Genomic DNA, 24,461 nt, shown 5'->3' on the forward strand with positions numbered 1-24,461 from the left:
AGGAAAGCTGGTTTGTCAGGATCACGGTCTAGAAGCCCTCGGCTCTCGAACATGCGGCTCCTGCTGCTGGCTTCGGCATGTCTTATTCCGGCAGTGCCGATGGCCGCAGATGCGCGGGCCACGCGCCATGCCGCACCGGTGAAGGCATCTCTTCCCGGGGATATTATTCAGTCGATTGATGTGAAGGGTAATGCTCGTATCGAGACGAGCACGGTGCTGTCTTATATGGTGGCCCAACCCGGTGACACGTTTAAGCAAGATGACCTTGATCGGTCTTTGAAGACGCTATACGCGACGGGTTTGTTCCGTGACGTCACGCTGCGTCGTGATGGCAGCACTTTGCATGTTGATCTGGTTGAAAACCCGATTGTTAATCGCATTGTGTTTGAGGGGAATCACGCCATTAAGGATGAGGATCTTCGTAAGGAGATCAGCCTTCGTCCACGTGCTGTTTTCTCGTCACAGACTACGGCTGCGGATCGTCAAAAGCTGCTGAACCAGTACGCGCAAAAGGCGCGTTTTGGGGCGACGGTTACGCCGCAGATTGTGAAGCTTTCGCATAACCGTGTAGATGTGATCTTTAAGATCAATGAAGCAGAGCAGACGCTGATCCACAAAATTGTATTTGTGGGTAATAAGCAGTTCAGTGAAGCACGTTTGGCGCAGGTTGTGTCGTCCAAGGAAGCGGCGTGGTACCGTTTCTTCTCGTCATCGGATGAATATAACCCAGAACGTATTAAGTACGATGCTGAGCTGCTGCGGCGTTTTTATCTGCAAAACGGCTATGTTGATTTTCATATGATTGATGCGACGGGTGAGCTGTCGCCAGATCATAAGACGTTTACGGTGACCTTCACGTTGGATGAAGGCGCGCGTTACCGTTTAGGTAAAATTGATATTCGTTCGTCTGTGCGTGGTGTTACGCCTGAGCTGATGCGTAAGCATGTCGAGCTGTTCAATCATCAATGGTATGACGGCACGGCCATTCAGCATAACACGACGAATATGCAAGAGTGGCTGCAAGCAGAAGGGCACCCCTTTGCTTTGGTCCGCTCTGAAATTGCGCGTAATCCAGAAAAGCATGTTGTTGATCTGTTGTTCGATGTGAATGAAGGTCCGCATGTGTATGTTGAGCGGATCGATATCAACGGGAATACCATTACCCGTGATAGTGTTATTCGCCGCAACCTGCCTATGGCCGAAGGTGATGCATACACGCCGTTCGCGCGTAAGTATTCCAAACTTGAATTGCAGGATCTGGGCTATTTCAGTTCAGTGTCTGTTGACCAGACGCAAGGGTCAGCGCCTGACCGCGTGAACGTGTCGGCTAATGTGGTCGAGAAACCAACGGGTGAATTCTCTCTCGGTGGTGGTTACTCAACAGATGTAGGTGTCTTGGGTAACGCGTCTATTAAGCAGCATAACCTTCTGGGTACGGGCGTTGATGCTGGTGTTTCTGGAACGGTGGCGTATTACCAGAAGCAAGCAGATATTTCGGTATCAGACCCGTATTTCTTGAATCGTAACCTCGTTGCTGGTGCTGATTTTTATTTCATTCAGACAAACAGTAATGGTTATAGCAGCTATCAGCAGAGCTATAGCGAAGGGCAGTACGGTATGAGTCTGCGGATGGGGTATGCGTATAATCGCTATTTATCCCAGTCTTGGAACTATACGCTGGTTGATCGTCAGGTTTCTAATACATACAGTCAGGCGCTTATTAACCAGTACCCGTCCTATATGGCGTACGCCCCCTCTATTTACGTGCAGCAGTCGAGTGGTTGGTCTTTGCTGTCTCAGCTCAGCACAACCTTGACGTATGACCGTCGTGATCGTCGTATGAACCCACATGATGGGTATGTCATGACGTTGGGCGGTGACTTTGCGGGGCTTGGCGGCGGCGTGAAGTATGGCCGTGTGAAGGCGGATGGTGCGTATTATATTCCGCTTGATGATTTCACAGGTAACCATGACTGGACGGTGCAGCTGAAGGGCGGCGTTGGCTACATGGGGGACTGGAGCAGCAGCAGCCAGAAGAACATCATTGATAACTTCTACTTAGGTGGCCAGAATCTGCGTGGCTTCTTGCAAGGTGGTGTCGGTCCTCGTTCGGGGCATATTTGTACGAATAAAAGTGCAAATGGGCAGTGCACGGGATGGATGCCAACCCAAGGCAGTGAAGACTTCATTGGTGGTACGTTCATGTACACCGCCTCTGCTCAGTTGAATTTCCCATTGCCAATGGGGGATGATCTTGGGATTTCGGGCCGTTATTTCGTGGATGCGGGTAGCTTGTCTGGTATTCGTGTTCGTAACCGTTATACGGATTTTGCACGTCGTTATCAGGCGAATTACCCATACACACCGATTAATGGTGACTCGATGACACCACGCGTGGCTACAGGCTTTGGTGTGTCGTGGAAGAGTCCATTTGGTCTTGTGAACATTGATGCTGCTGTACCACTCCGCAAGCAGCGCGGGGACCGTATTTACCCAATCCGCTTTGGTTTTGGGCAACAATTCTAAGTCTTAGTACCAGGAGTGCGGCGTTGTGCTGCACTCCTTACATGCTATTTAAAAAAAGAGGTGTTTATGACCCTGACTTCGCTGAAACGCACGGCCAAGGTCAGTGCTATGCTGGGTGCTTTCGTTGGGACGGCATTGGGTTTTTCTGTGCCGACTGCACAAGCTCAATCAGCAAACGGCGGTTGGTTCGTGCCTAAAAGTGCACAGCCAGAAGCTGCACCACGCCCGGTAGCGCGGCATGTTGTAGAGCAGCCCGCTCCAATGTCGGAAGAAGATGCGCAGGCCGCTCCAGAGGCGCAGCGCGCTCCGCCAGTTTTGCCTTTGCCGCCCGTGCCGACACCGCCAGTATTGGCAAAATCAACGACGCCACCGCCGGTTGTGGTGGGTGTGATTAATGTGCAAGCTGTGATGCAGATGTCCAGCGCACAACAGGAAATCCAGCAGGTTTTGGGTGCGCGCCGGGACCATTTGGCGCAGGAAGTGCAGCATGAGGAGGCTGCTTGGCGTGAAGAAGCACAGAAGCTGCAAGCGCAAGCGCGTGGCCTGAGTGCGGATCAAATCCAACTGCGTGAACGTCATTTGCAAGAGCGTCGTGCGAAAGATCAGCGTGAGTTCGGTAATCAGGCGCGTATTTTGCAGGAAGCGGCTCAGGTTGCGTATCATCAGATTGAGCGTGAACTTGAACAGCCAAGCGGCATTATTGCGAGTGTTGCAGGTTCCCATGGTATGAATCTTGTTCTGCATTCAGAGCAAGTGGTTTTGCATGTGGGTGAGCATGATATTACGGATGAGGTCATTGCTCAGCTGAACAAGGTGCTGCCGCACGTGTATATCCCTGCGGATGGCGTTGATCCTGAACAAATTGCGAAGTCTGGCAAAATGCCAACAACGGCTGATGAAGAACGTTCTGCGGCACCAGAGCCGACCCCAGTTCCTGTGGAGAATGGTCAGCCACAATCTGTTCTGCGTCAGCCGCACTGAGGTTCATCGTGTCTGAGACTGTTCGTTCATCAATGGCATCTTCAGGGCAGGATACACGCCCTGGAGACCCACGCTTTTTCCAGCGTTCCGGTCCGTTTACTTTGGAACAATTAGCGGCAGTTTCAGGCGCTGAATTGAAGCCAGCAGAGCAGGGCGGTGGCACGGTTTTTCGTGGTGTTGCTCCTTTGCATGTGGCGGGGCCTGATGAAGTAAGCTTTTTAGATAATCGCCGTTACTTGCCGCTTTTGGCAGAAACGCGGGCTGGCGCCGTTATTCTGGGGCCAGCATTTGCGGATAAACGTCCAGAAGGTACGGCAGCTTTAGTCAGTAAGTCTGCTTATCTGGCATGGGCGCAAGTCGCGTCAGCGTTTCACCCAGCGCCACCGTCAACGGGTGAATGTCATCCGACTGCGGTCATTGAAGACGGGGCGGTATTGGGCGAAAATGTCCAGATTGGTCCGTTTGCCGTGATTGGTGCCGGTGCGCGTATCGGTGCCGGTACAATTATTGGTGCGCATGTCAGTGTAGGTCAAAGCGTTGAGATCGGTGAGCGCTGCCGTATTCATGACCATGTATCTGTCTCTCATGCGCGGTTGGGTCAACGTGTGACGTTGTTCCCCGGTGCGCGGATTGGGCAAGATGGTTTCGGTTTTGCGGTTGGGCCTGCGGGTTTTGAAACAGTGCCACAACTGGGACTTGTCGTTCTGGAAGATGGTGTGGAGATTGGTGCGAATTCGACCATTGATCGCGGTTCGATGAAAGATACCGTCATCGGTGCAGGTTCGCGGATCGATAATCTGGTTCAGATTGGGCATAATACGCGCTTAGGGCGATGCTGTATTGTTGTGGCGCAAGCTGGTATTTCTGGCTCTACTGAGTTGGGTGACTTTGTCACGGTTGCGGCGCAAGCTGGCTTGATTGGGCATATTAAAATTGGTGATAAAGCCCGCATTGGTGCACAGTGTGGTGTGATGTCCGATGTGGATGCCGGGGCTGATGTCATCGGTAGTCCGGCTATGCCCTTTCGTGAGTTTTTCCGTAATGTTGCAACACTCCGGAAGCTTTCTGCACGAAAGACTGAGGGGTCTTAGGAAACGTTACGCGATTCAAGTGTTTTAATGGTGGATGGCATAAATGTGACCCTTTTGCTAAAGGGGGGCACAAACATTGTGTTAACCGCTAAAAAACTGACGAATGGGTTCTTGATCAAGAGCCCGGAGGGGGGATTGTGACAGACACTGACCGCGTAGACGCCCCGGTGATTCCGGAAAAAATTGACGTTCTGCAAATCATGCAGGCAATCCCCCATCGCTATCCGTTCTTGTTGATTGATCGGATGGTTGAGATCAAAGCCGGGGAATCGGCTGTTGGCATCAAGAATGTCACGTTTAACGAACCTTTCTTCCAAGGCCACTTCCCTGGCCGTCCGGTGATGCCGGGCGTGTTGATTGTGGAGGCTATGGCGCAGACAGCAGCAACATTGGTTGTTTTGACGTTGGGCGAAGCATTCGAAGGTAAGCTCGTTTATTTCATGACGATTGAGGGCGCGAAGTTCCGCCGTCCGGTTGAACCGGGTGATCAGCTTCGTATTGAAGTTGTGAAAGAGCGTTCTCGCGGTAATGTTTGGAAATTCAAAGGCATTGCACGTTGTGACGGTGTTGCCGTGGCAGAAGCAACGTTCAGTGCCATGATCATGGGTTGATCTTATGGATATAGCGGGTAAACGGCCGGAAACGGTGGATATTCATCCGACAGCACTTGTCGATGAGCGTGCGCGTATTGGTGAAAATGTGCGCATTGGTCCGTGGTGCCAGATTGGCCCGCATGTCACGCTGGGTGCGGGTGTGCATTTGCATGCTTCTGTCATTGTAGATGGGCACACGACCTTGGGGGATGGGGTAGAGGTTTACCCGTTTGTAACCATAGGGATGGCTCCGCAAGACCTGAAATACGCAGGGGAGCCAACGCTTTGTGAGGTTGGTGCCGGGACGGTCATTCGTGAGAATGTGACGATTCATCGTGGCACGGCACAAGGCGAAGCGCTGACGCGTGTTGGTAAGAATTGTCTTATCATGGCGAACGCACATGTCGCGCATGATTGCTTGCTTGGTGACTACGTGATCGTTGTGAATAACGTGGTGATGGGCGGGCATGTTCAAATTGGTGATGGCGCGCGGGTCATGGGGTCGGCTGCTGTTCATCAATTTGTACGTGTTGGACGTGGTGCCGTGGTTGGCGGTGTCTGCGGTGTGGAAATGGATGTGATTCCGTATGGCAGTGTGCTGGGGAATAGAGCGCGTCTTGTTGGTTTGAACTGGGTTGGCTTGAAGCGCTCTGGTGTGACGTCAGACGAAATGCAGGCCATGCGTAAGGCGTTTCGGACATTATATCCACGCCATGGGCAGGGTAACGATGTATTGGAAGCGCGCATTGCGCATGTTCGGCAAGAATATGGGCATTTGCCACGTATTGCTGAAATGCTCGATTTTATGGAAGCGCCGAGCCATCGTGGTTTGACGCGTGCTGCACGCCCAGATGCACAAGCTGAGACTGAAGGTGCCTGATACAAGCCCAAGGCGGGGTGTTGGTATCCTGGCAGGGTCCGGGCCCTTGCCAGCGCAAGTCGCGGCTGCTGCGCAAGCACGTGGGCACGATGTGTTTGTTGTGGCGTTTCGTGATTTTGCGGAACTGCCTTTGCTGGCGCCATATCCTCATGAAGTCTTCCGTTTGGCTGCGGCTGGAGAAATCCTCTCGGCATTAAAGCGTAGGGGCTGTCGTGAGCTTGTCTTGATCGGTCCAGTGCGCCGTCCTGCATGGCGTGATTTACGTCCGGATGGTGAAGGCGCGCGGATTTTGGCGCGACTAGGGCGGGCTATTTTCCTTGGGGATGATGGTCTGCTCGGTGCGGTTGTGCGCGTTCTGGGAGAAGAAGGGTTTGTAGTCCGGGGCGCGCATGAATTCTTGCAGAATGCGACGGGTCATTCCGGGGCATTAGGGCGCGTTGCGCCTGATATGCAGGCACGGGCCGACATTGCGCGTGGCGTTTCTGTGCTGCGCACAATGGCACAATTGGATATTGGCCAAGGCTGTGTGGTACAAAATGGTCTTGTTTTAGCTGTCGAGGCTCTTGAGGGGACGGACGCCATGTTGGGGCGTTGTGGTTCACTGATGCAGGCTGGTAGTGGCGGTGTTTTGGTGAAGATGCCTAAACAAGGCCAAGATTTGCGTGCAGATATGCCCACTATCGGCCCTGAGACTCTCGAAAATGCTGCTCGCAATGGTTTGCGTGGCGTTGCCTTCCAACCTGGTGTTACGCTCTTGACGGACCCGGTGCGGTGTATCGCGCAAGCAGATCGTTACGGGCTGTTTTTGTATGGGCTGACAACAGACGATCTTAAGGAATAACAATGAGCAGCTATCTTCATACGATGGTCCGTATTCGTGATATTGACCGGAGCTTAGCCTTCTATCAGCTTTTAGGCATGAAAGAGCTGCGTCGTAACGAAGTGCGCGGTGGGCGTTATACGTTGGTGTTCATTGGCTTTGCTGACAATGCACATGGTCAGGCTGAGATTGAACTGACCTATAACTGGGACCAAGAAGAAGATTACGACATTGGGACAGGGTTTGGCCATTTCGCGGTTGGTGTGCCGGATGTCGCTGCTGCGGTAGAGCGGATTCGGTCAGGTGGCGGGAAAGTCACGCGTGAGGCTGGACCTGTGAAGCACGGCACGACGGTCATTGCGTTTGTTGAAGATCCAGATGGTTACAAGCTGGAGCTGATTGAACGTAAAAATATGGAAAATGTTGAAGCTTTTAAGTGAGGCTTGTGGACCGACTCGCCCTTAAGAGGGCGGTCGGAGTAAAGCGAGGGCGCGATCAATAGAGTGTATGATCGTTGCAGCGTGGTCTTGTACGGTAGGGTCTTGGTGCGATTCTAGCATTTCTGCGCATAAGAGCGCGCTTGCGAGGGCATTACGGAGGTCGTGGCGTGTCTGTGCGGCCTCGTCTTGTGACGAATTGGGCATGATCTGATGGTTCTTTCGCTCTTTTCTTGACAGAATCGATACCACATTTTATACGCCCGGGTCACATTCAACGGGCGTTTCGTGCGCCCGATCGACGCGTTCGTCAGCAGGGCGGGCGCAAAAGACGTTAAGGATCGATGTCATGAAGCGCACGTATCAACCCTCTAAGCTGGTTCGCAAGCGTCGTCACGGTTTCCGTGCACGTAAAGCAACTGTCGGTGGCCGTAACATTCTGGCGAACCGTCGTTCCAAGGGCCGTACAAAGCTCTCTGCTTAAGGGTTTCTTTCCCTGTCGTCTGATCAACAGCCGGGACGCTTAAAAAAGCGCTCCCAGTTCCTTCATCTCTCGCGGAGAGGGCGTAAGGCCGCTCTTCCGGGGATGGTGGTGCAAGGCCTTCTTCATGAAGGTGCTGAGGCTGAAAAACAGACGCGTGTCGGTTTTACCGTCACAAAAAAAGTAGGCAACGCCGTGGTCCGTAACCGGACGCGGCGTCGTTTGCGAGAAGCCCTGCGTTTAGTGGCGCGTGATGAGGGCTTGCCATCCGGTGACTTCGTGCTGATTGGGCGAGAAGGAACGCGGGGGCGTGATTTTTCTGCTTTAAAAAATGATCTGCGCCAAGCGATGATAAAAGTGTCAAAGCGCTGATGCATAGTGTCGGCTATTGGCTGTCGCGTTGTGTTTCTGGTGTGTTTGTGCTGCTGATCAAAGCCTATAAGCTATGTGTCAGCCCTTTCCTTGGTCAAAATTGTCGTTTTGAGCCGGGGTGTAGCACGTATGGCCTTTTGGCGATTCGGCAGCATGGGCCTTGGCGTGGTGGATATCTGACAGTACGGCGCATTTGTCGCTGTCATCCGTGGTCAAAGGGTGGCATTGATTATCCGCCTCCACCTGATTCAGCCTGAATTTGGGTGACCTCTTAATGAAAAAGAGAGCTTGCCTATTGTTTTGAGGAATTTTTTCCTCCACTTGAAGCGCAAGCTTATTCTCGTACGACGAAAGACCGGCACCCGCCCGATGGACATCAAGCGCATTATTGCGGCCACTATCCTCTCCGGCCTGATCCTAATCGGCTTTGATTATTTCATGCCGAAGCCAGCTCCTGCCACGCATGCTCCCGCTCAGATAGCGGCGACTCCGCCTGTGAGCTCCCAATCCTCTCTTGCTTCTACGGATGCGGCGCAGAATGCTGCACCGGCTGTTGCAGCGCGTCGTTTGACGGTCCGCAGCCCAGATGTGCAAGGGTCAATCACACTTAAAGGGGCTTTGCTCGATGATCTGGTGCTGACGAAGTACCGTGAGACATTGGCAAAGGACAGCCCGCTGGTACGCTTGTTGAGCGCACCGGGGAGTGCTGCTCCGAGTTATGTGGTCATTGGCTGGGAGAATGCTCCGGGCTCTAACGCGGCTTTGCCGGAGTTGAATACGGTATGGCAGAGCAATGATGACGCTTTGGACCCGACGCACCCCGTCACGATGCATTGGGACAATGGGCAGGGCCAAGTTTTTATCATTCGTTTGAGCATAGACAGTCATTATGTGATTGCGGTTCAGCAGACGGTAGAAAATCACGGCACGACGCCTGTTTCATTGATTCCGTACCAGCGGGTACAGCGTGATTATGAAGCGCAAGGTGGGTCATGGACGGAGCATGAAGGCCCGGTTTCCGTTATGGATGGCCGCCTGAATGATGAGAGCTATAAAAACCTTCGTGATGCTGCGACGCATCCTGACCACACCTATTGGGCTAAAAATGGTACCGGTGGTTGGGTCGGGCTGAGCGACAAGTACTGGCTGACGGCGGTCTTGGCTGAGTCGACAGCACCTGTGTCAGCATCTTTCGGGTTTGTGCCGGGGCTGCCGGGAACGGCGGGTTCGTACCGTGTTGGTTTCACGGCGCAAAGCGCTCAGACGATTATGCCGAATGGCTCTATCTCGATGAACAGTCATATCTTTGCTGGCGCGAAGGTTGTCGACTTATTGCAGTCCTATAGCCGTGACCTGCATGTGCCAGATCTGGATAAGGCCATTGATTTTGGTTGGTTCAGTTTCCTGACCCGTCCAATTTTGACGCTGCTGCATTGGCTGTATGTGCATCTGGGCAATTTTGGTCTGGCGTTGATGGCGTTGACTTTGATTGTGAAGATCATTCTTTTTCCGCTTGCGGCGAAAGCATCAGCCTCTTCGGGGCGTATGCGTTTGTTGGCACCAAAAATTCAGGAAATCCGGGAGCGTCATAAAGATGACCCGATGGCGGCAAACCAAAAGGTCATGGCGCTGTACAAAGAAGAAGGGGTTAGCCCAGCAAGTGGCTGTTTGCCGATGCTGATACAGGCGCCGATTTTCTTCTGTCTGTATAAGATGCTGTATATCAGCATTGATGAACGTCATGCGCCGTTCTTTGGCTGGATTCATGACCTGTCGATCCCAGATCCGACGAATATCTTTAATCTGTTTGGTTTGCTGCCATTTGATCCAACCGCTTATATTTCCATGCTGCATGTTAGCGTATGGGGTACAGCGTTGGGCATTACGTTCTGGCTGTTACAGCGTCAAACCACAGTGACGATGGACCCTGCTCAAGCGCGTATTATGCAGTTTATGCCGCTGGTTTATGTGTTCTTCATGTCCAGCTTCCCAGCGAGCTTGTTGGTTTATTACACATGGAACAACTTGCTGACCTTTGCACAGCAAGCTTTCATTCAAAGCCGTACGACGTTGCCGGTACCGGTGACGACGGCGAAAAAGGGACGCTGAGCGAGCATGCGTGAGATAGCAGGGCCACCGTCACCGGAATTGGTAGAAGAAGGGCGCCTCCTCTTTGCGGGGGAGTGTACCTTCTATTTTGGGTCTCCCCGGATTGACCAACTGCCGCCGATTGATTTGCCGGAAGTGGCATTTGCAGGGCGTTCTAATGTTGGCAAATCGAGCCTGATTAATGCTTTGACCGGGCGTAAAGCTTTGGCGCGTGCTTCTTCTGAGCCGGGCCGTACGAAGCAATTGAACTTCTTTAATCTGTCTGAGCGTTTGGCTCTGGTGGATATGCCGGGTTATGGCTTTGCGAAGGCGGCTAAATCCGTCAAAGAAGATTGGCAGGAGACGATGTTCGCGTATCTGCGCGGACGGACAACGCTTGAACGCGTTATTCTGCTTCTGGATGCGCGTATTGAGCTGAAAGCGTCCGATAAAGACGTGATGGAGCTTTTGGATCGTGCTGCGGTTGTGTTCCAGATCGTGCTGACGAAAGCTGATCAGGTGAAGCCGGGGGCTCTCAAGAAAAAGCGCGAAGAGATTGAGGCGCTGGCTCTAAAGCATGCTGCGGCTTATCCGCGTGTGATTGTAACCAGTAGTGAAACGGGTGAGGGGATCGAAGATCTCCGTGGCGAAATTACACGTTTCGCCCGTTCGTCAGATGACACGACTCAGTCCTGACTGAGTGTAAGCAAGGGATATTGCCCCAGCTATGAACGCGAAAACACATAGTGAGAAGTTGCCTGTTGCGCCGCCTATCATCAATACGGATGAGGCCCAGATGCAGGCGTCTATTCTTGCAAGCGCACTACCGTATTTGCGGCGTTATGCTGGTGATACTATTGTTGTAAAATATGGTGGCCACGCTATGGGGCATGGTGAGCTGGCCAATGCCTTCGGGTATGATATCGCCTTGTTGAAATTGGTGGGTATCAATCCGATTGTGGTTCATGGTGGTGGGCCGCAGATTAGCGCCATGCTGGACCGCTTGCATCTGAAATCCACTTTTGTGGATGGTTTGCGGGTGACCGACCAAGCGATGATTGATGTCATCGAGATGGTGTTGGCGGGTACGGTCAATAAGCAAGTTGCGGAGTTGATTAATCGCGCGGGTGCTTTGGCCGTTGGTATTTCGGGAAAAGATGGTGGGCTTTTGCAGGCCCGTCGTATTCAACGGACCAAGCGGGACCCGGAGACGGGTGAAGACAAGCCGTTAGATATTGGCTTCGTGGGTGAACCTGAAAAGATTGATCCACGTGTGCTGTATGCCTTGCTGGGGTCGGGTCTGATTCCTGTTGTTGCGCCTGTTGGCGCGGGCAAAGACGGGGAGACTTATAATATCAATGCCGATACGGCGGCGGGCGCTATTGCTGGTGCCGTGAATGCGTCTCGTTTGTTGATGTTAACGGATGTGCCGGGTGTTCTGGATAAAGAGGGCAATCTGATTGAAGAACTGACGGCTGATGATGTGGCGCGTTTGATTGCTGATGGGACAATTTCTGGCGGGATGATCCCGAAAGTGGAAACCTGTTTGCAGGCGGTACGTGCGGGTGCGAAGGCTGCGGTCATTTTGGATGGTCGTGTTCCGCATACATGTTTGTTGGAATTGTTTACGCGTGCTGGGCCGGGTACGCTTATTAAGGCGTCCTGATATTTTATGGCGCTTCGTGGAAGAAGCGCCATTTTACGCCTTCCCGCAGGCCAGTATTGAGCGCCAATGTCGCGCGCTCAAGAAGAGTATTGGCTGTTCCCTCGATGTCTCCAGCTTCACGGCTTACAAGGCCGATATGGAGTGGGAAGTGTACGGGCGGGTTTATGAGAATGGGAACGCCATGTGCTGTCATGCGCTCTGCGCGTTCTGCAATGGCGAAGCGATCTCCGCCATCAAGCCAAAGGCCGAAGGTGTTACCGCTTAGGCGGCTTAGAGCGTCAGTTGGGCGGACGGCGTTGCGTAATAATGTGACGCTTTGAGACAAAGCATCCTCGAAACTTTGGAAATCTCGTTCGGATACGAGTGTATCTAGGCCGGGAATATAGGCCAGCATGAGGGTCGCAGCTTTTTGGTCTCGGTCAAGTCTGCGGCACCGGCGTGTGATCTCGGCTTGGAAACCCTGCCAGTTTAGTAAGTTCGATGAGATGTCATAATGCGTATTGGCGTGTACGCGCCTGTGCAAAGCATCAAGTTCTAGAAGTCCGCCGAGCGTTGAGAGAATGGTTTGCAGCGTTGTGATGTCATGATGTGACCAAGGCTGTGTGTGCCAGCAGATAAGGCCGATAGGCTTTTGACTGCGTATAATGTCGGAGATGAGGACGGCGTGGTGGGTGGCGTGATGAATGATACGTGTCTCAGGCGTAAGAACATTTAAGCCATGCGGAAGGAGTTCCGTGACAAGTTGGGGAGGGATGGGGGCGCTTTGGTGAAGGATATTGCTCTCTTCAGGTGCAGTGTCTCCTTGGAACAGGACCATATTCACGGGAGATATGGTCGTAAGATGAGACAGTGCGGCCGCAGCTCCGAGGTGAGGCAGGATGGCGCGGCGTATTTTAAGGAGTGTGTCTGTCAGTGCTGCCTGATTCCAGAGTGGCGGTGCTGTGCTGGGGATAGGGGGGGTGCGTTCAAGGAGCGTACGGGTGCCTGGCTGATACATAGCAATGTGCTCCGGAGTGAGGATGGAATGGGTACAGGAAAGCCCAGTATAGGATTTATGCCTTTAAATTTAAGCCTAAAGGATAAATAAAAGGTTAATGTTGATTTTTGGTTGCTATTTCTGGCGTTGACATTAAAGGGACCGGGCAGCATGGTTCGGCCCTATTTTTTAGCTTCTGACGGGTAAAATCATGTCTCAGGATACGCTGCGCACCGCTATCGATTCTCTTTGGGAACGTCGTACGACTCTCAGTTCGCAGACCGAGGGGGCGGACCGTGAGGTCATTGAGACCGTCCTGCGTGATTTGGATGCTGGTGTGCGCCGTGTTGCTGAACCAACAGCAGATGGCTGGGTTGTCCATGAATGGCTGAAAAAAGCTGTGCTGCTGTCCTTCCGCCTGAACGATAGCCGTGTCATGGAGCGTGGTTGTGCGGGCGTTTCTGGCTTTGATAAGGTTCCGCTGAAGTTTGAAGGCTGGGATCAGTTCCGTTTCTCTGAAGCCGGTTTCCGTGCGGTTCCGGGTGCTGTTGTGCGTCGTTCAGCGTTTATTGCGCCAAATGTTGTGCTGATGCCGAGCTTCGTAAATGTTGGCGCTTATGTTGATAGCGGCACCATGATTGATACATGGGCAACGGTTGGTTCTTGTGCGCAGATCGGTAAGAATGTTCATATCAGCGGTGGTGCGGGTATTGGTGGCGTTCTTGAGCCACTGCAAGCAGCTCCGGTGATTATTGAAGATGATTGCTTTATTGGTGCGCGTTCAGAAGTGGCAGAAGGCGTGATCATTGAGCGCGGGGCTGTGCTGTCTATGGGCGTATTTATCGGTGCATCCACGAAGGTTGTGGACCGTGCGACCGGTGAAATTTTCCAAGGCCGTGTGCCAGCCTACTCGGTTGTTGTGCCGGGCACGCTGCCCCCGAAGGAGCCGGGTCAGCCCTCTTTGGCCTGTGCTGTTATCGTGAAGCGTGTTGATGAGCGTACACGTTCTAAGACGTCAATCAACGATCTGCTGCGCGACTAATCTTGAGTATGACTTCTGCTGTTGCGTCTGCGCCATTCACGGATCCTGTTGAATTGGCGCAGGACATGTTGCGTTGCCGTTCTGTCACACCGGTTGATGATGGGGCGCAGGCCTGTCTGATCACGGCGTTAGAAGCGTTAGGGTTTACCGTAACGCAGTTGCCGTTTGGCCCTGCAGATGCGCCGACTCCGAATTTCTACGCTCGTCGTGGTGAGGGTAAACCGCGCTTGTGTTTTGCGGGGCATACGGATGTGGTGCCGCCCGGTCAGGGATGGGCGCATGATCCGTTTGAGGCCGTTATCCAAGATGGCATGCTGTATGGGCGCGGCATTGCGGATATGAAGGGCGGTTTGGCGTGCTCCGTGGCGGCAGTAGCGCGCTTACTGGCAGAAAGAGAGCCGCATGGTGCTATTTCATTCCTCATCACGGGGGATGAAGAGGGACCTGCGCATTATGGCACCAAGCCGGTCATTGAGTGGTTGGCAGAACGTGGCGAATTGCCGGATTTCTGCTTGCTTGGAGAGCCGACGAATCCGTCTTTCTTGGGGGAAACCATCAAGATTGGTCGGCGTGGAAGCATGAACGCGCGGATTGTCGTGCAGGGCGTGCAGGGGCATGTTGCCTATCCGCACCGGGCGGATAATCCAATCCACCGCCTTCTTGCGGCCTTAAGCGAGATGACGGGGCGTGTGCTTGATGAAGGGAGTGAGTGGTTTGCTCCATCGTCCTTGCAGGTCACGAGCGTTGATGTTGGGAATACAGCGACCAATGTGATTCCGGCTGAAGCCAGTGCAATGTTGAATATCCGTTTCAATGACCGCCATACTGGAGCGGTATTAGAGGCGTGGATACGTGACGTGACGGCCCGGCATGCACCGAATTCTCAGGTGGATGTGAGTATTAGTGGCGAAGCCTTTCTGACCGAACCGGGTGAAGCAGTGACTTGTTTACAGGCATCCGTGGCAGGCGTTACAGGTTCTGTGCCTGCTCTTGATACGGGGGGAGGGACATCAGATGCGCGTTTTATCTCTCAGTATTGTGATGTGGCAGAATTTGGTTTGGTGGGCGCAACGATGCACAAGACGGATGAGCATGTTGCTGTGGAAAGTTTGGAAGAATTGACCGAAATTTATCGGCTGTTCATGCAAAGGTTTGGGCTGTGAGCAGTGAGCGGCCAGAGGGTTTTCCGCTTCCTAAAGGAGGGAGTGTCCCTTTGGGAATGTGGTTGTTGGCGCGTGGGCGCAGCATCGGCATGGTGTGTTTTGAGCCAGGCGTAGCGTCGTTAATGGCGGCACTTGCACCAAGCCTAGCCGTGGCGATTATCGCGTGTGGTCTGACGTTCCAAACGCCAAGTACTGAATGGGGGCTGGGGCTGGTTCGGGCACTGATTCCCTTGACATGTACGCTGTTGCAGCTCGTTGTTTCGCATGCCTATGCGCGTTGGGTGCGCCGTGAGGGACTATGGACGCGGTATGCGACGGCATCGTTGTGGTGTGCGTGGCTGCCGTTGCTTATAATGTCAGTGTCTGTAGGGTTGTTGAAGGGGTTTTTCCCGCATATAGGCACGCAGGGTATTTTATGCGTAGTCGTTATGGCTCAGTTCTATGGTCTATGGCTGACATGGTATACGAGTAAAATTGGACTATTGCTGACGCATCTCCAAGCGTTATGCGTGACCATTTTTCAGATATTGTCAGTAGTTATTATGCTGATTATTATTCGCCTTCTTCCACCATATTATAACGTACTAGCGGATATGATAGCGGTGAACTGAGGGTCACGGTGTTGGATGCTGGCCTGTGACCCTATCAAGGGCTGTTAAATGGTTTTGGGCGTCGCTTCCAAGAAGGGTAGGAAGTATTTAAAAAGATCTAGGTCATGTTCGCGGATTGTGAACGCGCCTGTCTGCTCATTTTGTTCTCCAAAAATATAAGAGCATTCTTGGCCACATGCTGCGGAGATCCCGGATTGTAAGAAACCGGGGTGCCCCATTGTGCCGCGTAATGTGATGATTTCACATCCAGGAGGGGCTAGGACGGAATTATGCATGCCAGATCCATATTCTCCCATGATGATGCGGGCGGAAGAAAAGGTTTGGATTTGCTCGGCAATACTGAGGTTTTCGGGGTGAATGATCTCAAAACCGAGTTCTTGCACAAAACTTTCTACGTAGTCTTGATTGGCGAGTTGGCGTGAGGTGTTTCCCCATAAGGCACGGGAAACAAAGATTTTTCGATGTGGTGTAGAGGGATTCACCCCTAGTTGGGTTGTGCAGATATCTTGGAATATCTTCCCTAAAATTGGTGTCGCGCGTGAATTGCCACGAATGCAGGTGGGGATGATGGCGCGTTTGATGTGGCAACGGTCACGCACGACATCATAGGTGCGGATATTGTCCCGTGGAATGCCGAGAAACTCGAGCCACGTCCATGAGAAGCCTAGAAGATTATGTGGCAGGAGGTATTTCAGGCTGTCCAGTGCATAGCCGGCTTCACGCAGAAGTAAGAGACGCGGTAAAAAATCAACCAGCCAGTGACCATAGATCTGGTAGGCCGGGCCGCAGAGTATGACAACGTCTTCGTCAATTTGGAGTTCACGGTCAGGCTCTGGGGCAGAGTCTGCGCCACGGACAGAGCCCTCATGCATACCTGTGCGTTCAATAAAGATGGTGTGTCCATCTTTGGTAAGGACACGATCAGAGCCAAGTGAGACATTATCGATCGTGTAAATGCCGCAGGATGGTGCCAGTCGGTCTCCGTAGAACCAGTCACTAAAGGGGGCTGGAATTGGCCCTAAGGTGAAGCGTGGTGGTTGTCGGGGGCCACCTGCTTCTGGTGCAACCAGTTGCCATGCGAAGCCTTCAGTATGGTTTCGAAGAGCGTCATCAATGTGGAAGCCAGATGGAATGTCCATTGTCGTATAAGGCCTATTTTATAAATCGTTATGGAGTGTACGAACAACGAGAGGTAGTTGAGCAACATTAAAGAAGGGGTGCTTTTTGCGCTTGGAGAGAATGAAGTAGTTGAGAGCCTTTTCTGCGACATAACCCCATCGTCTTGGGAAAGGATCGAGTTTTCCTTCCATGAGTGCTTCAAGGTCTTTTACGGCGGCGAAAAGGCCATGCATATATTCGTCAAATAGCTCGGTCTTCATAATGAAGATGTTGTTATGGTTGGAGGTTCGGATGGGGTGATAGGGAAGCGGAGAGAACTGAGGTTTATCACGCATGGACGCAATGAACATTTCCCACATTTGTGGTGGGAGGCCGCTATTTTTCCATTCGCTTTCTAGGTCGGGCCGATCATGAAGATGCCACATACGTGGAACAACCACATCATACTGGGATAGCCAATGTTTGAAGCTATCGATTTCAGTTGAGGTAAAGTTTTTACGTATGGTGAAGTAGTCTAGGAAATCTTCGCGGCTTTGCTGAATTTCGTGTAGTTTTTGGTCAGTATCAAACCCGTCGCGTTGTTCGGCGTAGTGCGGTGAAATAGATTTAAGGTCGTTATAGGGCATTGGGGTGATAAAGAATCTTCTTCTGTAATGATCAAAGCCGATATATTCGTAGTCATCTAAAAGATTTTTCCATACGTAATAGTGATGGCGTATTTCGCTAAAATCATTTTGTTCAGCAATGTTTACGCCATCTAGGTCGCCAATATAGGCCCCGTCAGGGTCGCTGTGATATCCGGAAATTAAATCAGAGAATAGTTCAGTATTCACGGTATGGGTTGGTTTTTGGTAATGACAGGAGAAAATTTTTACGCGCATTGACTTATCCTCGGCTGTGATAGTGTGCGTACCGTTTGGGTTTGTAAGAATGTTTTCTTATTAGTGCGATTATTCCTGAGTAATGACAAGGTGTTCAGCGTTTAATGTGAGAGTGAAAAATGTATTTTTCCTTGCTATGATGACGGTCACCAAACATTTCATAATACTTAATTTTTTCTCACAAACGGATCATCAGGATACCCCACGGCAAGGAAGCATAGCCCTTCAGAAGGTGCGGTTTGGCCTGCTGCGCGGCGATCACGCGCTTCTAGCGCTTGGGTGATGCGGTCTGGTGCCCATTGTTTGGTGCCGACCATCATGAGGGAACCGACCATGTTGCGCACTTGATGGTGCAGGAAGGAGCGCGCTTGTGTTTCGATGAAAACGAGTTCGCCGTCTCTGCGTATGCTGAGTTCATCGAGGGTGCGTATAGGAGAGTTGGCTTGGCAGGCCGAGGCGCGGAAGGATGAGAAATCATGTGTGCCGAGCATACGGTTCGCACCTTCTTGCATCAGTTCGATGCTGATAGGGCGTTTTACGTGCCAAGCGCGGCCTTCCATCAGGGCGGGACGTGAGGGGCGGTTGATGATGGTGTACCGGTAGCGCCGCCATGTGGCGGAGAAGCGCGCGCTCCAGTCAAGGCTGACGGGGGCGGCATCAAGGACGACGACGCGGTGTGGTTTGAGGTGAAAGCTCAATCCGTCTCGGACTTGGTGGGAGCGAAAGTTCGTGTGGGCTGGAAAGTCTAAATGCACGACGAGGCCGGCGGCATGGACGCCAGAATCGGTCCGTCCGGCGGTGATGCTGGAAACGGGGTGCCCGCTTGCGATGCGTGAGGCGGCAGCTTCGACTAATGTTTGAACCGAGACACCGTCTTTTTGGCGTTGCCATCCGACGAAGTCTGTTCCGTCATACTCGATTAAGACGGCCCAACGAGTAATGGCAGTTTCAGTCACAACGTCAGTCAAAGCGGGTCCCTTTGGGGATGGATTGGCCACGGAGGAAGTCTGCGGCAGACATCATGCTGCGGCCCGGTTTCTGTAAGCGATCGATGCGTAGGGCAGTCGCTCCACCCGCGCCGTTGCCACATGCAATCGTGAGCGCATCGTCAATGGTGCAACCACTCTCGGCGGTGTGGGATGATGATGCGATGGGGGTTGCAGCGCCAATTTTGATGGTCGTGCCGTTTAGCGAGGTAAAGGCACCCGGCCATGGCGTGAAGCCGCGAATGTGTTGGTCGAGTTCTTGTGCGCTACGGGACCAGTCGAGGCGGCCATCATCGCGCGTGAGAATTTTGGCGTAGGTAACGCCTTCTGCGGGTTGGGGTGTGGCCTTTGGATTCGTTGCAAGGACTTGCACGATTAATGCGCCACCAATGGCGGATAAGCGGTCATGCAGTGTACTGGCGGTGTCTGATGCTGTGATGGGGGTGGCGCCTTGGAGTAAGACGGCTCCTGTGTCTAAGCCTTCATCCATTTGCATGATGCAGACGCCGCTTTGCGTATCGCCCGCAACGATGGCGGTTTGGATGGGGGATGCGCCGCGCCAGCGTGGGAGTAAGCTTGCGTGGATATTCAAGCAGCCGAGGCGTGGGGCATCGAGCATGGCTTTGGGTAGGATTAGCCCATAAGCTGCTACAATGGCGGCATCGGCGTTGAGTGCGGCGAAGGCTTCGTGCTCGGCTGTGTCACGTTTGACGCGTGCAGGTGTACGTACGGTGAGGCCAGCGGCATCTGCGGCTTCATGGACAGCGGAGCGGCGCAATGCTTTTCCGCGCCCAGCAGGACGTGGTGGTTGTGTATAGACGGCCACAATCTCGTGGCCGGCTTCCATCAGGGCGTGCAAGGCAGGGACGGCAAAGTCCGGTGTGCCCATGAAGATCAGACGCATGGTGTGATTAGCGCCTTCTGAACTTTTGCTCTTTGGCTAAGCGACGCATGATCATGTTGCGCTTGAGCGTAGAGAGGTGGTCGATGAAGAGGACGCCGTCGAGATGGTCCATTTCATGCTGGATGCATGTGGCGAGGAGGCCGTCGGCATCAAGCTCTTCGATATCTCCGGCGACATTGCGGAAACGCACGCGAATCGCTTCAGGGCGAATCACTTCGGCATATTGGTTTGGAAGGGAGAGGCACCCTTCCTCACGCGCGGCCATTTGCTCCGAATCGGTGACAATTTCGGGGTTGATCAGCACCATCGGGTTACGATCTGCACCTTCTTCTGCCACATCAACGAGGGCGAAGCGCATATCTAGCCCAACTTGTGGGGCTGCAAGGCCAATGCCGGGGGCCTTGTACATGGCAGAAAACATGCCCGGAAGCTGTTCGCGGAGGTGGGACATGTCCTCAGGACGCACGTCACGGGTAACCTGCCGCAGGATGGGGGCAGGGGCAATGACGATGGGCGTGGGCGGGACGTCTTCAATCCCGGTCAGAAAATCGAATTCGCTCATGCTGTGCGATGTAGCGATCAGGGGCGCACAAGGCCAGCTTAAAGAGGCGATAAGCCGTCATTTCCTGAGGAAAGCTTGCGTGAAAGGGCAACAGGACCATATTATTCCAAGATGGATGCCGCTTTTTGGGTCCATATCACCCTGTTTCGCTCCTTGAGGAGGCTTCAGCTTATGTCAGGTCGTCTTTTTACGTCCCCTATGTTTCTTGGGTTTGATCATTTGGAACAGATGTTGGAACGGGCTTCCAAAACCAGCTCAGATGGTTACCCGCCTTATAACATTGAACAAATTAGCCAAACGGCGTTGCGTATTACGCTCGCGGTCGCTGGTTTTACGATGGATGATCTACAGATTACGCAAGAAGATAATCAGCTTGTAATTCGTGGTCGTCAAAATGATGATTCGCAGGGGCGTGTTTTCTTGCATCGTGGTATAGCGGCCCGGCAGTTCCACAAGGCGTTTGTCTTGGCGGAAGGGATAGAGATCGGTGGTGCATGGCTCGATAATGGCTTGCTCCATATTGATCTCTTACGGCCAGAGCCAGAAGTGCGTGTGAAGCGGATAGCGATCTCTCAGGGACGTCGTCCGGGTGCACCCACCGCACCGCTCCATCCTGATGTTGTTCCGCCCGTGGTGAAGTCACGTCGGTCTCACCCAGTGCGTGAGATTGGGGATGATTAAGGCGCCGCGGCGTTTAACGTAGCGTTATCTTTTGCTCTGCTGTGCTCTGTGCATAAGCCAGCGGAGCACCTAGAGGATTCAGATTTGACCGATATTTTCGACAGTAACCAGCCAGCAGAAGAGGCATTGCCAAGTGATCTGCGGCATATCACGGATCAGCAATTGCGTGTTCTGGGTATGTCACGTCTCGCTTATGTGCGGGCGGGTGTTGAGGATGGCGAAGCTGTTATGATTATTCATGCGGCCGATGGTACGCCGATGGCTGTGGCAGATGATGAAGAAAGCGCCATGGATGCCATTCTTGAGCATGAGATGATTCCAACCATGCTTCAGTAAGCCGTTTGGCTTGCACGGGGAGTATGACGTTTGTCATGCGTCATCAGAACGTTAACGGGAGGGTATATGGTCCAGCATCACGATATTAGCCGCCACTTGGAAGAAGAGCGTCTGACAGGTGTGGTTGTGCATAATGGGGTGGCATATCTGGCTGGTCAGGTTGCTGATGATGCCAGTTTGGACACAGAAGGCCAGACGGCGGATATTCTTCGTCAGGTTGATGCGTTATTGGCTGAGTTGGGTACGGATAAGACACGTCTGCTCTCAGTGCAGATTTTCCTGACGGATATTAATGAGATTGGCGCGATGAATCGTGCATGGGATGCATGGTTGGACGTGGGGCATAAGCCTGCGCGCGCGACGGTTGAGGCAAAATTGGCCGACCCAGACTGGCGTGTAGAATTGACGGCGATTGCGGCGTTAAAAAGTTAAGCAGACTGACGGCGTTCTTTTTGAAAAGAGCGCACGTGGTTTTTCCCGTGAGGCGGGAGATTTGAAGGGGCGTCCTGCTATACGGGGACGCCCCTTTTTGTGTTTATGCCGACAAAGGAGCGTATTTTTAGCGCCGGTGGGTGAAATAGGCGAGTATCCATAGAATGGCCATTGTGCTTACGGAGAGGAGGCAGTCATTTCGGCCTGCGGGCGTAAAGGCAATGCTCAGTAAGGTGAGTGAAAATCCGAGAAAGGTGAGTGCTGCTAGGATACGACGTGATGCGTCACCGGGCGATGTGGCGGTTGAGAGGCGGCGGATTTGTGCGGCATTAGCAAAAAGATAGGTAAACATGATGAGCATGGCCGAGAGCGAAAGCGCCATGATGTATCCATCATGTGGTGAGAGGATGCCCAATCCGGCAACCGCACATTCTAAAATTGCCGTGTATAAGACGGCGCGTGTAGGAACGCCACTGGCGCTGAGAACGCGGCAATTGGCCGGAGCGTCCCGTGTTTCAGCGAGTTCATAAAGCACGCGTGATGCCGCAAACAGTGCTGAGTTCAGGCAGGATGTGACCGCGACGAGGACAATGGCCGTGAGGATGCGTGCCCCGACCGGAATGCCCATATGGCTCAAGGCCGTGGTGAAGGGGGAATGGCCGGGTTGTAGGGCCGTAATAGGCACAATTGTGAGGACAAGGGCCAGAGAGGCGACATGAAGAAAGCCAACTTGTGGTACAAGACGCCGGGCCGCATGAGAGACGCTGCGGACAGGGTCTGGGGATTCCATCGCCGCTACTGTAGCGATTTCAAAGCCGGTGAGGGTTTGAATTAAGAGCGGCAGGGTTGCAAGCGCTGCTCCGATGCCTGCTGGGACGAGTGAGGCTGTTGTGATGCCTACATTGCTTGTGTGTATCCCGCTCAGGCTGGGCCAGAGCCATGAGAGAACGCCAACGGCAATAAACAGAGTAAGCGCGCCGAGCTTCGTTAAAGAGAGAGCAGCTTCTCCGCTAGCATAGGCGCGTGCGGAGATGAGGTTGGTGACCAAGGTAAGGGCAACGAGGCCGACCATGCCGATGGTCCCGGGTAGGCCGGTGAGTTGGTTAAAAAGTGGGCCAATCGCAATAATTTCGGAACCTGCGGTAGCGCACCAATACAGGACATAGGCCCACCCTGCGATGAAACCGGCACGTGCGCCCAAAGCATTACGGATCTGGCCGATGAAGGATCCGGCTTCTGGTTTGTGGGCTGTCATATGCGCTAAAGTGCGCATTTGGGCGATCATGAGCAGAATGGCGATGGTGTAGAGTGGGATAATCAGAAAGCCGGTTTGTCGTAAAAAAGAGGTCGAGCCGACGAATAATCCTGCGCCGATTACGCCACCGACGGCAATCATCCCGACAAGGCGGGGGGAAAGGGTGTGGCGTAGGCCGGAGGAGGGTGTGCTCATGGTTATCCCCAAAGGTCCGTGAGGGTTTCTTCCGCAATGGCGAAGGACGTGCTGGCCCCTGTTCCGCTGGTGATGAGGACGATGCGGACAGAATCTGACACGCGGTCCATGACCATGGTACTAGGGCCACTGGTGTAGCAGCCATTCCACCGGGTAATCACCGGTGGGGTGTGTTTGAATACACTATCATGTTCTGTAAGAATTAATTCGTCCACCCCTGCATCGGTGAATGGGTCGGGCTCGTCCATATAAACGTGTGAATCGCCTACAATTTGTGAGCCATCGGCTGAGCGGACGGCAATGAGATGCACGCCTGCCGCAAGGGCTGCGCTTTTATCGCGTTGGAGGCATCGCTTTAGGGCGCTATGGCCCGGGAGGTGGTGGTAGCCACGGTAACGCTCAACCCCGAGATCGGACATGATGGCTGGTGTGTTGGCTTGTATGCCGCCGGAGGCAAGGCGCATCATTTGGAGTTTGCAACGCGTCAGGCTGTAGGTGCTGAGGCGTTCTGGAAAGAGGGTTCGGAGATCATCACCGGGGCAGATAATGACAGATTCGGCATGGATGGTGCCTTGGCTTGTCTGAATGTGTGGCGGTTCAACGGTATGAACGGTGGTACCCCATAGAAAGGTTACGCCCCAGTGCTCAGCCAACCAGCGTGTGAGTTGGGGGATGGCGTCTTTGGATTCGACACGTAGTTCGTGAGGGGAGAGTAAAGCGCCTTTGAGGTGAGAGGTTTTGAGGTCCGTGTAGTGTTCCATCTCTGAGCGGGAAAGGAGGCGGCAGTCTTCGCCCATGTCATCGTTTCGGAAAGCCTCAAGGACATTGAGTGTCTCGATGTTTTGGGCGAGGACTAGCATTGAGCGTTGAGTGATAGATATGCCCGCCGGGCCGGCAATGTCAGCCCAGATGTCACGACTGCGCTTTGCGCGTTGCCAGCAAGCACCGCGCTCTTGCCCGGATACGGTGATGAAACCAAAATTGCGGATGGATGCGCCGACGGCCGCAAGGTTACGTTCTATGACGATGCAACGTTTACCGCGTTTTGCGGCAGCGAGTGCATGTGCAAGGCCGCAAATTCCAGCGCCGATAATGGCGATGTCATAAGGTTGTTTCATGCGGCACCATCAGTCTTGTGATGTTGTGCTGCATGTTGAGAAAGTATGGTAGGAAGGTCAGCGATTGTATCAATGACGTAGTGGGCACCGGCCTGACGTAGCGCATGATAAGCGGCGTGGCGCTTGGCGGTAAACTCATCGGAAGACATGGCGGCAATGTCGGCTTCCGAGTGGCCAAAGCAGTTGCCTGATACCGCAACGCCTACGGTCAATGCGCCGGCATTCAGACCTTCGGCAATGCCAATTGGTGTATCATCGACTTTGA

28 protein-coding genes and 1 pseudogene are annotated in these 24,461 nt (G+C 53.2%); 19 read left to right on the plus strand and 10 right to left on the minus strand.

Annotated elements, in window-relative coordinates:
* Positions 1–51 precede the first annotated feature (51 nt).
* From bamA to gloA, 7 genes are all read left to right on the plus strand, one after another.
* Positions 52–2,526, plus strand: a complete 2,475-nt coding sequence (bamA, locus tag NTH01S_RS08630) for an outer membrane protein assembly factor BamA (protein ID WP_068172489.1) — start codon at positions 52–54, stop codon at positions 2,524–2,526.
* A 66-nt stretch (positions 2,527–2,592) separates the two neighbouring features.
* Positions 2,593–3,507 (plus strand): OmpH family outer membrane protein, encoded by a 915-nt coding sequence (locus NTH01S_RS08635; protein WP_174523615.1) that lies wholly within the window; start codon positions 2,593–2,595, stop codon positions 3,505–3,507.
* Positions 3,508–3,539: 32 nt separating this feature from the next.
* The gene (gene lpxD / locus NTH01S_RS08640; RefSeq protein ID WP_068172492.1) at positions 3,540–4,598 is read left to right on the plus strand and encodes a UDP-3-O-(3-hydroxymyristoyl)glucosamine N-acyltransferase; all 1,059 of its coding nucleotides are present in this window, start codon (positions 3,540–3,542) and stop codon (positions 4,596–4,598) included.
* Positions 4,599–4,732: 134 nt separating this feature from the next.
* Positions 4,733–5,209 (plus strand): 3-hydroxyacyl-ACP dehydratase FabZ, encoded by a 477-nt coding sequence (fabZ, locus tag NTH01S_RS08645; RefSeq protein ID WP_068172494.1) that lies wholly within the window; start codon positions 4,733–4,735, stop codon positions 5,207–5,209.
* A gap of 4 nt (positions 5,210–5,213) precedes the next feature.
* Entirely contained in the window at positions 5,214–6,071 is an 858-nt protein-coding gene (lpxA, locus tag NTH01S_RS08650; protein ID WP_068172497.1) for an acyl-ACP--UDP-N-acetylglucosamine O-acyltransferase, read from the plus strand.
* Complete coding sequence (locus NTH01S_RS08655; protein ID WP_068172499.1) at positions 6,043–6,912, plus strand: LpxI family protein; 870 nt, start codon at positions 6,043–6,045, stop codon at positions 6,910–6,912. Before lpxA ends, NTH01S_RS08655 begins: the two co-directional genes overlap by 29 nt.
* Positions 6,913–6,914: 2 nt before the next feature.
* Positions 6,915–7,331 carry a lactoylglutathione lyase gene (gloA, locus tag NTH01S_RS08660; RefSeq protein ID WP_068172501.1) on the plus strand — a complete coding sequence of 139 codons (417 nt, stop codon included), beginning with the start codon at positions 6,915–6,917 and terminating at the stop codon, positions 7,329–7,331.
* 21 nt (positions 7,332–7,352) lie between these two features.
* On the opposite strand, the gene NTH01S_RS11605 is transcribed toward gloA, so the two are convergent.
* A complete protein-coding gene (locus NTH01S_RS11605) occupies positions 7,353–7,535 on the minus strand; it encodes a histidine kinase dimerization/phospho-acceptor domain-containing protein (RefSeq protein WP_084367206.1) in 183 nt (60 codons plus the stop codon).
* Between the two features lie 142 nt (positions 7,536–7,677).
* On the opposite strand from NTH01S_RS11605, the gene rpmH reads away from it, so the two are divergent.
* From rpmH to argB, 6 genes are all read left to right on the plus strand, one after another.
* Positions 7,678–7,812: a 50S ribosomal protein L34 gene (gene rpmH / locus NTH01S_RS08665; protein ID WP_068172504.1), complete on the plus strand. Its 135-nt coding sequence runs from the start codon at positions 7,678–7,680 to the stop codon at positions 7,810–7,812.
* Between the two features lie 12 nt (positions 7,813–7,824).
* Positions 7,825–8,181 carry a ribonuclease P protein component gene (gene rnpA / locus NTH01S_RS08670; RefSeq protein ID WP_068172509.1) on the plus strand — a complete coding sequence of 119 codons (357 nt, stop codon included), beginning with the start codon at positions 7,825–7,827 and terminating at the stop codon, positions 8,179–8,181.
* Positions 8,181–8,438 carry a membrane protein insertion efficiency factor YidD gene (gene yidD, locus NTH01S_RS08675; protein ID WP_068172511.1) on the plus strand — a complete coding sequence of 86 codons (258 nt, stop codon included), beginning with the start codon at positions 8,181–8,183 and terminating at the stop codon, positions 8,436–8,438. The genes rnpA and yidD overlap by 1 nt, the downstream gene beginning before the upstream one ends.
* A 112-nt stretch (positions 8,439–8,550) precedes the next feature.
* Complete coding sequence (gene yidC, locus NTH01S_RS08680) at positions 8,551–10,290, plus strand: membrane protein insertase YidC (RefSeq protein WP_068172514.1); 1,740 nt, start codon at positions 8,551–8,553, stop codon at positions 10,288–10,290.
* A 6-nt stretch (positions 10,291–10,296) separates the two neighbouring features.
* Entirely contained in the window at positions 10,297–10,965 is a 669-nt protein-coding gene (gene yihA, locus NTH01S_RS08685; RefSeq protein WP_068172518.1) for a ribosome biogenesis GTP-binding protein YihA/YsxC, read from the plus strand.
* A gap of 31 nt (positions 10,966–10,996) precedes the next feature.
* A complete protein-coding gene (gene argB, locus NTH01S_RS08690) occupies positions 10,997–11,935 on the plus strand; it encodes an acetylglutamate kinase (RefSeq protein WP_068172522.1) in 939 nt (312 codons plus the stop codon).
* 4 nt (positions 11,936–11,939) lie between these two features.
* Here the strand turns inward: argB and NTH01S_RS08695 are convergent, their stop codons facing one another.
* Positions 11,940–12,932 (minus strand): GGDEF domain-containing protein, encoded by a 993-nt coding sequence (locus NTH01S_RS08695; protein WP_084367209.1) that lies wholly within the window; start codon positions 12,930–12,932, stop codon positions 11,940–11,942.
* 190 nt (positions 12,933–13,122) lie between these two features.
* Between NTH01S_RS08695 and dapD the strand changes: the two genes are divergently transcribed.
* Genes dapD through NTH01S_RS08710 form a run of 3 tightly spaced genes read left to right on the plus strand, consistent with a single transcriptional unit; the run spans position 13,123 to position 15,727 of the window.
* Complete coding sequence (dapD, locus tag NTH01S_RS08700) at positions 13,123–13,953, plus strand: 2,3,4,5-tetrahydropyridine-2,6-dicarboxylate N-succinyltransferase (protein WP_068172526.1); 831 nt, start codon at positions 13,123–13,125, stop codon at positions 13,951–13,953.
* Positions 13,954–13,961: 8 nt separating this feature from the next.
* Positions 13,962–15,116, plus strand: a complete 1,155-nt coding sequence (gene dapE, locus NTH01S_RS08705; RefSeq protein ID WP_068172568.1) for a succinyl-diaminopimelate desuccinylase — start codon at positions 13,962–13,964, stop codon at positions 15,114–15,116.
* Positions 15,113–15,727 (plus strand): hypothetical protein, encoded by a 615-nt coding sequence (locus NTH01S_RS08710; RefSeq protein ID WP_068172529.1) that lies wholly within the window; start codon positions 15,113–15,115, stop codon positions 15,725–15,727. Before dapE ends, NTH01S_RS08710 begins: the two co-directional genes overlap by 4 nt.
* Positions 15,728–15,771: 44 nt before the next feature.
* On the opposite strand, the gene NTH01S_RS08715 is transcribed toward NTH01S_RS08710, so the two are convergent.
* The 5 genes from NTH01S_RS08715 to def all read right to left on the minus strand — a co-directional run bounded on the left by NTH01S_RS08715 (position 15,772) and on the right by def (position 20,179).
* Entirely contained in the window at positions 15,772–16,866 is a 1,095-nt protein-coding gene (locus tag NTH01S_RS08715; RefSeq protein WP_068172530.1) for a glycosyltransferase family 61 protein, read from the minus strand.
* An 18-nt stretch (positions 16,867–16,884) separates the two neighbouring features.
* A complete protein-coding gene (locus NTH01S_RS08720) occupies positions 16,885–17,727 on the minus strand; it encodes a DUF4422 domain-containing protein (protein ID WP_068172533.1) in 843 nt (280 codons plus the stop codon).
* Positions 17,728–17,894: 167 nt separating this feature from the next.
* Positions 17,895–18,683, minus strand: coding sequence for a tRNA pseudouridine(38-40) synthase TruA (gene truA / locus NTH01S_RS08725; protein WP_068172572.1), 789 nt, complete (start codon positions 18,681–18,683; stop codon positions 17,895–17,897).
* Between the two features lie 4 nt (positions 18,684–18,687).
* Positions 18,688–19,617: a methionyl-tRNA formyltransferase gene (gene fmt / locus NTH01S_RS08730; protein ID WP_068172537.1), complete on the minus strand. Its 930-nt coding sequence runs from the start codon at positions 19,615–19,617 to the stop codon at positions 18,688–18,690.
* A 7-nt stretch (positions 19,618–19,624) separates the two neighbouring features.
* A complete protein-coding gene (gene def / locus NTH01S_RS08735; RefSeq protein WP_068172540.1) occupies positions 19,625–20,179 on the minus strand; it encodes a peptide deformylase in 555 nt (184 codons plus the stop codon).
* Positions 20,180–20,350: 171 nt separating this feature from the next.
* Between def and NTH01S_RS08740 the strand changes: the two genes are divergently transcribed.
* From NTH01S_RS08740 to NTH01S_RS08750, 3 genes are all read left to right on the plus strand, one after another.
* Positions 20,351–20,860, plus strand: a complete 510-nt coding sequence (locus tag NTH01S_RS08740; protein WP_068172542.1) for an Hsp20 family protein — start codon at positions 20,351–20,353, stop codon at positions 20,858–20,860.
* An 84-nt stretch (positions 20,861–20,944) separates the two neighbouring features.
* The gene (locus tag NTH01S_RS08745; protein ID WP_068172575.1) at positions 20,945–21,196 is read left to right on the plus strand and encodes a DUF1150 family protein; all 252 of its coding nucleotides are present in this window, start codon (positions 20,945–20,947) and stop codon (positions 21,194–21,196) included.
* A gap of 66 nt (positions 21,197–21,262) precedes the next feature.
* Positions 21,263–21,628 (plus strand): RidA family protein, encoded by a 366-nt coding sequence (locus NTH01S_RS08750; protein WP_068172545.1) that lies wholly within the window; start codon positions 21,263–21,265, stop codon positions 21,626–21,628.
* Between the two features lie 127 nt (positions 21,629–21,755).
* Here the strand turns inward: NTH01S_RS08750 and NTH01S_RS08755 are convergent, their stop codons facing one another.
* From NTH01S_RS08755 to NTH01S_RS11890, 3 genes and pseudogenes are all read right to left on the minus strand, one after another.
* The gene (locus NTH01S_RS08755; protein WP_068172548.1) at positions 21,756–23,078 is read right to left on the minus strand and encodes an amino acid permease; all 1,323 of its coding nucleotides are present in this window, start codon (positions 23,076–23,078) and stop codon (positions 21,756–21,758) included.
* 2 nt (positions 23,079–23,080) lie between these two features.
* Positions 23,081–24,196 carry a TIGR03364 family FAD-dependent oxidoreductase gene (locus tag NTH01S_RS08760; protein WP_068172552.1) on the minus strand — a complete coding sequence of 372 codons (1,116 nt, stop codon included), beginning with the start codon at positions 24,194–24,196 and terminating at the stop codon, positions 23,081–23,083.
* Positions 24,193–24,461, minus strand: a pseudogene (locus NTH01S_RS11890) (hypothetical protein); the annotation flags it as partial. The pseudogene NTH01S_RS11890 and the gene NTH01S_RS08760, both read right to left, overlap by 4 nt.

This window comes from Neokomagataea thailandica NBRC 106555, assembly GCF_001598495.1.
GTDB lineage: Bacteria > Pseudomonadota > Alphaproteobacteria > Acetobacterales > Acetobacteraceae > Gluconobacter > Gluconobacter thailandicus_A.

Bases quoted from the DNA above. Each gene is read 5' to 3' on its own strand.
- rpmH (WP_068172504.1), top strand. From the start codon at position 7,678: ATGAAGCGCACGTATCAACCCTCTAAGCTGGTTCGCAAGCGTCGTCAC.
- bamA (WP_068172489.1), top strand. From the start codon at position 52: ATGCGGCTCCTGCTGCTGGCTTCGGCATGTCTTATTCCGGCAGTGCCG.
- lpxD (WP_068172492.1), top strand. From the start codon at position 3,540: ATGGCATCTTCAGGGCAGGATACACGCCCTGGAGACCCACGCTTTTTC.
- argB (WP_068172522.1), top strand. From the start codon at position 10,997: ATGAACGCGAAAACACATAGTGAGAAGTTGCCTGTTGCGCCGCCTATC.
- NTH01S_RS08655 (WP_068172499.1), top strand. From the start codon at position 6,043: ATGCACAAGCTGAGACTGAAGGTGCCTGATACAAGCCCAAGGCGGGGT.
- fmt (WP_068172537.1), bottom strand. From the start codon at position 19,617: ATGCGTCTGATCTTCATGGGCACACCGGACTTTGCCGTCCCTGCCTTG.
- NTH01S_RS08720 (WP_068172533.1), bottom strand. From the start codon at position 17,727: ATGCGCGTAAAAATTTTCTCCTGTCATTACCAAAAACCAACCCATACC.
- NTH01S_RS08695 (WP_084367209.1), bottom strand. From the start codon at position 12,932: ATGTATCAGCCAGGCACCCGTACGCTCCTTGAACGCACCCCCCCTATC.
- gloA (WP_068172501.1), top strand. From the start codon at position 6,915: ATGAGCAGCTATCTTCATACGATGGTCCGTATTCGTGATATTGACCGG.
- def (WP_068172540.1), bottom strand. From the start codon at position 20,179: ATGAGCGAATTCGATTTTCTGACCGGGATTGAAGACGTCCCGCCCACG.
- yihA (WP_068172518.1), top strand. From the start codon at position 10,297: ATGCGTGAGATAGCAGGGCCACCGTCACCGGAATTGGTAGAAGAAGGG.
- NTH01S_RS08715 (WP_068172530.1), bottom strand. From the start codon at position 16,866: ATGGACATTCCATCTGGCTTCCACATTGATGACGCTCTTCGAAACCAT.
- NTH01S_RS08760 (WP_068172552.1), bottom strand. From the start codon at position 24,196: ATGAAACAACCTTATGACATCGCCATTATCGGCGCTGGAATTTGCGGC.
- NTH01S_RS08635 (WP_174523615.1), top strand. From the start codon at position 2,593: ATGACCCTGACTTCGCTGAAACGCACGGCCAAGGTCAGTGCTATGCTG.
- dapD (WP_068172526.1), top strand. From the start codon at position 13,123: ATGTCTCAGGATACGCTGCGCACCGCTATCGATTCTCTTTGGGAACGT.
- NTH01S_RS08740 (WP_068172542.1), top strand. From the start codon at position 20,351: ATGTCAGGTCGTCTTTTTACGTCCCCTATGTTTCTTGGGTTTGATCAT.
- yidC (WP_068172514.1), top strand. From the start codon at position 8,551: ATGGACATCAAGCGCATTATTGCGGCCACTATCCTCTCCGGCCTGATC.
- dapE (WP_068172568.1), top strand. From the start codon at position 13,962: ATGACTTCTGCTGTTGCGTCTGCGCCATTCACGGATCCTGTTGAATTG.
- NTH01S_RS08750 (WP_068172545.1), top strand. From the start codon at position 21,263: ATGGTCCAGCATCACGATATTAGCCGCCACTTGGAAGAAGAGCGTCTG.
- NTH01S_RS11605 (WP_084367206.1), bottom strand. From the start codon at position 7,535: ATGCCCAATTCGTCACAAGACGAGGCCGCACAGACACGCCACGACCTC.
- NTH01S_RS08755 (WP_068172548.1), bottom strand. From the start codon at position 23,078: ATGAGCACACCCTCCTCCGGCCTACGCCACACCCTTTCCCCCCGCCTT.
- yidD (WP_068172511.1), top strand. From the start codon at position 8,181: ATGCATAGTGTCGGCTATTGGCTGTCGCGTTGTGTTTCTGGTGTGTTT.
- lpxA (WP_068172497.1), top strand. From the start codon at position 5,214: ATGGATATAGCGGGTAAACGGCCGGAAACGGTGGATATTCATCCGACA.